The 7,346-nt window shown below is 55.6% G+C and carries 9 protein-coding genes; 4 read left to right on the top strand and 5 right to left on the bottom strand.

Features of this window, described 5'->3' with window-relative positions; genetic code table 11:
* On the bottom strand, positions 1 to 266 hold a 266-nt coding region (locus B2W52_RS16690; RefSeq protein ID WP_349677078.1), incomplete at its 3' end, for a DUF6544 family protein.
* A gap of 106 nt (positions 267 to 372) precedes the next feature.
* Here B2W52_RS16690 and B2W52_RS16685 point away from each other — a divergent pair.
* Positions 373 to 1,227: a PA4780 family RIO1-like protein kinase gene (locus tag B2W52_RS16685; protein WP_286803770.1), complete on the top strand. Its 855-nt coding sequence runs from the start codon at positions 373 to 375 to the stop codon at positions 1,225 to 1,227.
* Positions 1,228 to 1,245: 18 nt separating this feature from the next.
* Here B2W52_RS16685 and B2W52_RS16680 read toward each other — a convergent pair whose 3' ends face one another.
* The 4 genes from B2W52_RS16680 to B2W52_RS16665 all read right to left on the bottom strand — a co-directional run bounded on the left by B2W52_RS16680 (position 1,246) and on the right by B2W52_RS16665 (position 4,047).
* Entirely contained in the window at positions 1,246 to 1,716 is a 471-nt protein-coding gene (locus B2W52_RS16680) for a MaoC family dehydratase (RefSeq protein WP_273071187.1), read from the bottom strand.
* Positions 1,717 to 1,741: 25 nt separating this feature from the next.
* On the bottom strand, positions 1,742 to 2,197 hold the full coding sequence (locus tag B2W52_RS16675; RefSeq protein WP_014576340.1) for a CopD family protein: 456 nt from the start codon (positions 2,195 to 2,197) through the stop codon (positions 1,742 to 1,744).
* A 23-nt stretch (positions 2,198 to 2,220) separates the two neighbouring features.
* Positions 2,221 to 3,261, bottom strand: coding sequence for a GGDEF domain-containing protein (locus B2W52_RS16670; protein ID WP_286803769.1), 1,041 nt, complete (start codon positions 3,259 to 3,261; stop codon positions 2,221 to 2,223).
* A gap of 114 nt (positions 3,262 to 3,375) precedes the next feature.
* Positions 3,376 to 4,047: an SDR family oxidoreductase gene (locus tag B2W52_RS16665; protein WP_273071181.1), complete on the bottom strand. Its 672-nt coding sequence runs from the start codon at positions 4,045 to 4,047 to the stop codon at positions 3,376 to 3,378.
* A 146-nt stretch (positions 4,048 to 4,193) separates the two neighbouring features.
* Between B2W52_RS16665 and B2W52_RS16660 the strand changes: the two genes are divergently transcribed.
* From B2W52_RS16660 to B2W52_RS16650, 3 genes are all read left to right on the top strand, one after another.
* Complete coding sequence (locus B2W52_RS16660; protein ID WP_008176043.1) at positions 4,194 to 5,012, top strand: M90 family metallopeptidase; 819 nt, start codon at positions 4,194 to 4,196, stop codon at positions 5,010 to 5,012.
* Between the two features lie 68 nt (positions 5,013 to 5,080).
* Complete coding sequence (locus tag B2W52_RS16655) at positions 5,081 to 5,257, top strand: DUF2897 family protein (RefSeq protein ID WP_008176045.1); 177 nt, start codon at positions 5,081 to 5,083, stop codon at positions 5,255 to 5,257.
* Between the two features lie 126 nt (positions 5,258 to 5,383).
* The coding region (locus B2W52_RS16650; RefSeq protein ID WP_286803768.1) for an oleate hydratase at positions 5,384 to 7,346 on the top strand (1,963 nt) is incomplete at its 3' end.

Below are 7,346 nucleotides of genomic sequence, written 5' to 3'. Positions count from 1 at the left end.
CCCATGCCGAATTTTCCGGTCATGGATATCCGGGCAACCGTATAAAGCGGAGTTCCGGGCTGAATGGTGTACCGGAAATACCGCCGGGCGGGCTCCGGCAGCCCCTCGAGGAGAGAAAGATCAAAACGCTGCGGTGAAGCCGGCTGCAGAGCCGCCAACCTCGCCATGGCGGCTTGGTCCGCATTGTGGTCAGCCTGTCGCCAGAACCACAGAGCGACGGTGGCGGCAACCACCAGAATCAACAGGATCAGGAAAACGATTTTCATGTAAGCTATGCTCCGTAGCAGTCATTGTCCCTGCCCTGCCTGCATCCAGTCTTGTTCCAGATCAATGAACGTGGCTGGCCGACTCACTGTCCGTCTGAAAGGTTTTATGAAAGTACCGAAGAGATTACAACCACTTGTCGATGACGGCATGGTGGACGAAGTGCTCTACCAGCTTATGAGCGGCAAGGAAGCGCAGGTTTATGTGGTGCGCTGTGGCGACCAGACACGTTGCGCCAAGGTCTTCAAGGAAGCCTCCAAGCGAAGCTTCAAGCAGGCTGTGGAATACCAGGAAGGCCGAAAGGTCCGGAACAGCCGACGGGCCAGGGCCATGAGCAAGAAAACCAAATATGGCCAGAAGGAACAGGAAGATGCCTGGCTCAACGCCGAGGTGGATGCCCTCTACCGGCTTGCCGCCGCCGGTGTCCGGGTTCCCGAACCTCTGGGCTTCGTGGACGGTGTACTGCTGATGGAGCTGGTGGCGGATGAAGATGGCAAGGCCGCGCCCAGGCTGGATGATGTCACCCTGTCCCCGGAACAGGCCCGCGACTTCCACGGCCAGGTCATCCGAGAGGTTGTCCGTATGTTGAGCGCCGGTCTGATCCATGGGGATCTGTCGGAATTCAACGTGCTGGTCGATGCCCGCGGTCCTGTCATTATTGATCTTCCCCAGGCCGTCAATGCGTCCGGCAATAACAACGCGGAACGCATGTTGGAGCGCGACGTCGACAATATGCGCCGTTATTTCGGACGCTTCGCGCCGGAACTGCTGAACACCGATTATGGCAAGGAGATCTGGGCGCTCTACGAGTCCGGCGACCTGCACCCGGACAGCAAGCTCACGGGCTGCTTCCAGCACGATGACACCGCTGCCAACGTCGACGAACTGATGGAAATCATCGATGCGGCAAAAGAGGAAGAGTGGGAGCGACAGGAACGGATGAGGGACGCCGAGGAGGACTGACGCCTTAGCCGGTGCTGGTCAGCCGGCAGACGTGGTTCTCTCTTCGCTGATCATTGCTGACATCAACTGCTGTTCCTTCGGCCCGGGTAGAACACCCGTTAGCGTGGCTTCGATAACCGGCTCACCATGCTGATTCGAGAGCACCGCTTCGGCCCGGGCCCGATTCCTTGCATCCACTTCGGTGATGGTGAATACACAGGTGACGGTATCCCCGAAATACACTGGCCGGCGGAAGCGAAAATTCATCCCGGACGCCAGCCAGCCAATCTGCCCACCCACTTCCGTGATCATCCCGCCAACCAGCAAGCCATGGCAGATCTTTCCCTGCAGGTTCTTGGCCAGGGCAAACTCATCGCTGTAGTGAACCGGATTCTGATCTCGGCTGATTTCGCCAAAGGACAGAGTCTCATCCTCGGTGAACGTACGCACCAGGGTAAACGAATCGCCGGCTTTCAGGCCTGCAATGGCTCTCTTTCGAATATCAGACATGGTATCGGTCCCCGATCGCTCAGCCTTACAGGTACCGACCGCCAGACCCTATGGCGACCACAATCAGGCCGAGAATCAGATTGATACCGACCAGACGGCGAATCTTTCCCACCTGAACACCACCAGCCTGCGGATCCTTGTCTGCAACCGCCTGCTTGAGGCGTCGGAAAGGCGCAAAATACACGTGAAAGTAGAGCAGCATCATAACTAGCCCGAGCGTCTGCATGGCATGAATGTGCCAGCCAGCACCGGCCATACCGCCAAACACACTGAAAATCATCCAGTAGCCGGTAACCAGGAGCAGCACAACCGCGAGCCAAACCCAGCGGAAGAACCGTTCAAGCGTCTTCGACCAAAGATGGCCACGCTGGGAGGCCTCTACCACCTCAACCACGGCCGGACGCATCGCCATGTAGGCGAAGAACATACCGCCAACCCAGATAACCGCAGCCAGAACATGCAGTGCAATTGCCAGACTCATAAACCTACCCCTTGCTTTGGCCTTCAGATGGTTTCCAGTTCTACCCGGTTACGGCCGCCCGTTTTACCGCGGTAAAGCGCTTCATCAGCCCTGCTGACCGCGGCACTCAGGTCTTCGCCAGTTCGCAGCTCACTTACGCCGATGCTGATCGTAACATCGATATCACCGCCGATAACTGCGCGCCAGTCCCTTGCCAAAAACGCCTTTCGTATCCGCTCCGCGCTTGCTTGCGCTTTATCAGCATTCGTATCCGGAAGAATGACCAGAAACTCCTCACCACCCCATCGACCTATCAGATCCTGAGCCCTTAATTCTTCCCGGATCACATCGGCAACACAGCCGAGTACCCTGTCACCGGCTTCATGTCCGAAGGCATCATTGATCGACTTGAAATGATCGACATCCAGCAGGAGGAAACCGACCGGGTGTCCGCTGCGCCGGAACCGCGATACCTCTTTTTCAGCCAGATAGGTCATATGACGACGATTGAAAAGCCCGGTTAATGAGTCCGTTGTTGCCATTTCGCGAAGCTTGCGCTGTGCCGAAACAACCATGCTGAGGTAATAGGAAGCCAGGTAACTGAACATTGCAAAGACCACGCTCAGATTGAACAGATGGACTATGTTAAGGGCTGTCTGGGGGATTGGCTGCAACGGTTCGATGTACCACATCAAGGCATCGAGCGCGACGTAGTATCCCCAGAGAGTGAGTAGCGCATAAATCGCCCATCTTCGGGACGCGGAAACGCAGATCGCCGGTATGAACATCAGAAGGTAATAATGGAAACCGCTCTCCCAGCCGATAAGAACGGTCCCGAGGCCGGCGTGCCCGAGCACTTCCGCCCAGATCAGTACGACCGCAATCTTGTTCTTATGGTATTTGAGTGCGTAGTAGGCGCCGGCATACATGGCCACGCTAACCACGTTGATCCATGCCAGAACCGGCGAACCCAATGCATGAAAAAGAAAGAAAAAGATGACATCTACAGTTCCGGCTATCTGGGCACATCGCATGGCCAAACGCCAGAACTGGGGCCTGCGCTCCCGCTCAGGCTCATAATTCATTGGAGCACTCGCACTTTTCATCGACAGCAGAATTCCTTTTTTAGGTAACAAGAGTACTCGTTAAAACAGAATCCTGCCTCACTCCAATGCAAACAAATGAAAATGTTTTCAGGATCACCACGGCAGCTCGTCGCCGTTGCTGTGCCAGAACGATCCCGTATTCTCCAGGGTCAGGCCATCAATCCGCTCTGCCAGGCCTTTTGCCGATTCTTCCGGACTAATCAACCCACCAAAATTCACCATTCGGGTCTGAACATAACCCGGGTGCAGCTGGGCCACCGCGATACCCCTCGGTTTCAGATCCATCGCGAGGGACTTGCCAAAGGCATTCAACGCCGCTTTTGAAGCACGGTACCCATAGCGGCCGCCAGAGTCGTTGTCGGCGATAGAGCCCATGCGGCTGGTGATGTTGGCGATTTTGCCTCCGGAGGGGATTTTTTCAAACAGGGCTTCAGCAATTTTCAGTGGAGCGTAGGCGTTGATTTCCATCTGCGTACGAATGGAATCAAAATCGATACTGCCCAGTTTCTCGTCCTGCAGCAGACCGGCATTGTTGATCAGCAGATCAATGGACTGGCCCTCAAGACCAGCCACGAGCTTGGCCACGCCCGCATCAGTCGTCACGTCTACGCTCTCGATAATCCGCTTGGCAACCTCTTCCAGCTCCGGCGAGGCCTCCCGACACACACCGATCACCGAACAGCCACGGCCCGCATACAGCCGGGCAAGCTCCAGACCAATGCCACGGTTTGCACCGGTAATCACTACAACGGAATTCTCTGACATATCAGCCTCCTCGACGATGGGTAAAGTTCATGCAGCTTCACATCCCCTGCTATCAAGAACAACCAGCAATACGGAACCTGCCTGCTTGCAGATGCCATTTTTCTGTAAGATAAGGGGTAATTCAATCAACGGTCGCTGGGAGCAGCATGTCGGCAGCACTTGTTTTCGCAGTCTTTGCAGTGACCCTGATCGCGGCCACCGTTTTCTACCTCTTCTTTTACCGCACCTGGCGAAGAGAACGGGAACTGAGAGTCCCCTTTCCAGACCTCTGGAGACGACACCTTGAGTCCAGCGTGCCCCTTTACCGAAAACTTTCCGAGCCGCTGAAGCAGGCACTGGAGCAGCGGGTGCAACTGTTTCTTTCCGAGAAAGAATTTTATGGCTGTGACGGCTTTGACGTGGATGACGCCGTGCGGGTCACTATCGCCGGGCATGCCTGTGTGCTGATTCTTGCCCGCCCGTATTCGGATTTTGATGAGGTAAGCAGCATTCTGGTCTATCCCGATGCCTACCATGTCAGAGACATTGAAAGCGACGGAATGGTTGTCAGCGAGAGTAATGAAATCCGGGCCGGCGAGGCTTCTAGCCGGGGCCAGGTGGTGCTGGCCTGGAAAGAATGTGAAGAGGCGGCCATGAACCCGAACAGCAGTCACAACGTGATGCTTCATGAGTTTGCTCACCAGCTGGATTATCTCGACGGCACCGCGGACGGGGCGCCGCCCCTGGGCGGAGAACAGGCCAGGCACTGGCAAAGTTCAATGACCACGGCCTATGAGGATCTCAGGCATTCTCTGCAGCACCACCATAAACCGTGGCTTGATCCCTACGGCGCAACCGAACCGGCGGAATTTTTTGCCGTGCTGACTGAGGCGTTTTTCCAGCAGCCCGGTCACCTCAAGCACGAGCAACCAGAGGTCTACAAAGCCCTGCAGGGCTATTACAGGCTCGATCCGATGAATCTATGAGTAGCGGTTGTGGTAAGCAGTTGTCTGGTCCACTATTAAGGAAAGTCACCATCCAGGGAGACAGGTTTATGCCACTCATCGGCTGGGTATTCCTTTTACTCGCTATTGCTCTGGTAGTTGGCAGCCTTCTGATGCTGCGGGACAGTGCGAACAAATTCCCGATCTCCGATGAAAAGATGCGGAAGATACAGGCGCGGAAAGCCGAAGTCGAAGCAGAGGAGAGCGCAGAAGACAGGGAATCGTAACGATCTGCTCATGCCTCCCCGTGAATTTTTGGTGACGATTCAGGCCCCGTTGATGTGTGTCACCCTGAGTTTCTGCCCGCCCCGCATACTGTATGGACAGTTATCCTCAGGAAAGGAGATCCCTGAATGGCCAGATCCAGTCTCACCAGAAAGCTCGGCTCAAAACTCTCACCTCACATTGAAGCCCTGGGAAAGCAGAACGTCGATGTGACGCCCGACGCCTCATCGAGGCACCTGCACAACGGGGTCGACACCCCCCTGCCACCGGCAGACCTGCACGGCAGCTATACCAACAACCGGCCGCTTCCCACAGAGGGTGTTGCGGAGCGCCGGGCGTGGATTATCGGTGGCGGCATTGCGGGCCTGTCTGCTGCCTTTTTTCTCATTCGCGACGGCCACATGCCTGCGGGCAACATCACCTTTCTCGAGGAGCAGGACATAGAGGGTGGTTCGCTGGATGGCGCCGGTAACGCCGAGGACGGATATATCGTCCGTGGAGGTCGTGAAATGGAGATGACCTACCAGAACTTCTGGGATGTTTTCTCGGAAATACCCGCGCTCGAACTGCCTGCCCCGTTCACCGTGCTTGATGAGTACCGCATCGTGAACGATGCCGACAAGAACTGGTCAAAAGCCAGGCTCCTGGAAAACCAGGGACAGATCAAAGACTTCTCGACCATGGATCTTACCAGGCGCCAGCAGCTTGAGATCATCAGGCTGCTATTGGCCCGGAAAGAGGATCTGGACGACATCACGGTTGAGCAATGGTTCAGTGAGGGTTTTCTCGGCACTAATTTCTACACTTTTTGGCGCACCATGTTTGCGTTTCAGAACTGGCACTCGGTGCTTGAAATGAAGCTCTACATGCATCGTTTCCTGCATCTGATGGACGGACTGAACGACATGACGTCACTGGTGTTCCCGAAATATAACCAGTACGACAGCTTCGTCAGGCCGCTCATGAACTGGCTCAAAGACCAGGGTGTGAATATCGAGTACGACATGATCGTGACGGATCTGGATATGGAGAGCGGGGATGGCACCAGAACCGTCAAGACAATCCAGTGCCACGGTGCAGACGGGGACAAGACCTTCAATGTCGGCGCACGTGATCTGGTGTTCGTCACAACCGGATCCATGACCGAGGATACCGCCTACGGCGACGACAACAATGCCCCGAGGTTGAAAGATAATGACAAGGCCGGCCAGGGGTCAGGCTGGCAACTCTGGAGGAATCTGGCCGAAAAATCCGAGGTCTTCGGCCGGCCAGACAAATTCTGCGGAGACATACCCCGCTCAACCTGGGAATCAGTGACGCTTACCTGCAAACCCTCACCTTTGATGGAAAAGCTCAAAGAGCTGTCGGTTAATGACCCTTATTCCGGATTCACGGCTACTGGCGGAATTGTCACCTTTACAGATTCCGCCTGGCTGATGAGCTTTACCTGCAACCGCCAGCCACACTTCCCCGACCAGCCCGACGACGTGATTGTGTTGTGGACCTATGCTTTGTTGATGGATAAACCCGGCGACTACGTCAACAAGACGATGCCCGAGTGTACCGGCAAAGAAGTGTTGATTGAGTTGTGCTACCACCTGGGCCTGAAGGACCACATCGACGAAATACTGGCTGCCACAAAAACCCGCATCGCGCTGATGCCTTACATCACGTCTCAGTTCATGCCGAGGGCCAAAGGTGACCGTCCTCAGGTAGTCCCTGAAGGCTGCACCAATCTTGCCTGCATCGGGCAGTTCGTGGAGACTCATAACGACGTTGTGTTCACACTGGAAAGCTCGGTGCGGACCGCCCGTATTGGGGCCTACAGCCTTCTGGGCATCAAAAAGCAGGTGCCCGATATCTATCCGGGACAATACGACATGCGGCGTTTGCTGCGGGCAACCAGAACCCTTAACAGCAACGACGCGTTTCTGGGTGAGGGTATTCTACGCCGACTGTTGGGCGGTACTTACTTTGAAAATATTCTGCCACTTGGCCCTGATGAAGCCCCGGCCGATCTGCACAAATCCGGGCTGTTCGAAAACCAGTTACAGGCTATCCGCCAACTGGTGGAAGAAAACCACACCCTCC

It is taken from the genome of Marinobacter sp. UBA2498 (assembly GCF_002341575.1).
GTDB classification, from domain to species: domain Bacteria; phylum Pseudomonadota; class Gammaproteobacteria; order Pseudomonadales; family Oleiphilaceae; genus Marinobacter; species Marinobacter manganoxydans.
The sequence above is the reverse complement of the archived record's forward strand: the minus strand, read 5'-3'. Positions and strand labels throughout refer to the sequence as shown.